Source organism: Caballeronia sp. (genome assembly GCF_049581465.1).
GTDB lineage: Bacteria > Pseudomonadota > Gammaproteobacteria > Burkholderiales > Burkholderiaceae > Caballeronia.
The window spans coordinates 1-1,564 of sequence record NZ_JBAUSA010000039.1; the positions used below are offsets into that span (position 1 = coordinate 1).

The window sequence follows — 1,564 nt, forward strand, 5'->3', positions numbered from 1 at the left end:
GCGCAATATCGCGAGCTGGCGCGTGAAGGAAACCGATCGTATCGCGGCGATGGCCACGGAATTGCGCAAGGTCGGCGCGACCGTTGAGGAGGGCGCGGACTACCTGGTGGTCACGCCGCCGGACACATTGACGCCCAACGCCGCCATCGATACCTACGACGACCACCGCATGGCCATGTGTTTTTCGCTTGTTAGTCTGGGCGGCGTGCCGGTACGGATCAACGACCCGAAATGCGTCGCCAAGACCTTCCCTGATTACTTTGACCGTTTCGCGACGCTCGCGAAAACGTGACGAGCGCTAATAATATGAACAAACCTCAGCCACGCACCGTGTTGCGCCGATCCGGACGTCTCCGATGAAACCGACCCGTCCGTTCCACCAGACTCCGGTTATTACGATTGACGGCCCGACCGCTTCGGGCAAGGGCACGGTTGCAGCGCTGGTCGCCGCCACGCTCGGTTTTCACCTTCTCGATAGCGGTGCGTTGTACAGGCTGACGGCGCTCGCAAGCGCACGTTACTGCGTCGATCCGGACGACGGTGACGCGCTCGCAGATCTCGTCGCTACCCTCCATATCACCTTCCGCGAAGGTTGCGCGCAACTTGACGGCGTGGACGTATCGGCGGAAATTCGTGCTGAAAATATAGGTAATCGTGCGTCTGCAATCGCGGTGCACGCACAGGTTCGGACGGCGCTGATTGCACGCCAGCGGGCTTTTCGGAAGCTTCCGGGCCTCGTTGCCGATGGCCGCGACATGGGCACTGTCATTTTTCCCGAAGCAACGCTGAAGGTGTTCCTTACCGCCAGCGTAGAAGCGCGCGCAGCCCGCCGACATAAGCAATTGATACAAAAAGGCTTTTCTGCTAACATGGAAGACTTGCTGCACGATTTGCGCGAGCGCGATCTACGTGATACCAATCGCGTAGCCGCACCGCTCAAGCCTGCAGCGGACGCGAAGACGCTGGACACCTCCGGGCTATCCGTCGACCAGGCTGTCGAACAGATCATCGGCTGGTATAAAGCGATTCCCGTGTAGTTCGTTGTGCGTTTGTTGTTGAGAGAGCCGACGTTTCGCCGGCGAAGCTGTAGATGCAGATACGCGTTTGGTGCTCCATGAGAAACATGGAGCGTGTGTTCACCCCTCAACCCCGTGTGGCGTTCGCCTTTTTTGCCATTGGCCCGTTATAGTTTCGGGCAGGCATCGCGAAGTAGCCGCGCAACTATCGATTTTTATGTCCGACCTGCAAACATCTACCCCGATTACCGAATCTTTTGCGGCTCTGTTTGAAGAGTCGTTGACCAAGCAGGACATGCGTGCGGGAGAAGTTATCTCCGCCGAAGTCGTGCGCGTCGACCACAATTTCGTGGTCGTGAACGCTGGTCTCAAATCCGAAGCCTACATTCCGCTCGAAGAATTCCTGAACGACGCGGGCGAGGTAGAAGTGCAGGCGGGCGATTTCGTTTCTGTCGCGATCGACGCGCTGGAAAACGGATATGGCGACACCATCCTGTCGCGCGACAAGGCGAAGCGTCTGGCTTCGTGGCTGTCGCTGGAAAAGGCCC

2 protein-coding genes and 1 pseudogene are annotated in these 1,564 nt (G+C 58.4%); all 3 read left to right on the top strand.

The annotated features are described in order from the left end of the window. Positions 1–292: pseudogene (locus WCA53_RS00800) on the top strand (3-phosphoshikimate 1-carboxyvinyltransferase); the annotation flags it as partial. A gap of 64 nt (positions 293–356) precedes the next feature. Then, a complete protein-coding gene (gene cmk, locus WCA53_RS00805; RefSeq protein WP_423904293.1) occupies positions 357–1,037 on the top strand; it encodes a (d)CMP kinase in 681 nt (226 codons plus the stop codon). 196 nt (positions 1,038–1,233) lie between these two features. After that, positions 1,234–1,564 (top strand): S1 RNA-binding domain-containing protein (locus WCA53_RS00810; protein WP_423904296.1); only part of this gene is annotated, 331 nt, incomplete at its 3' end.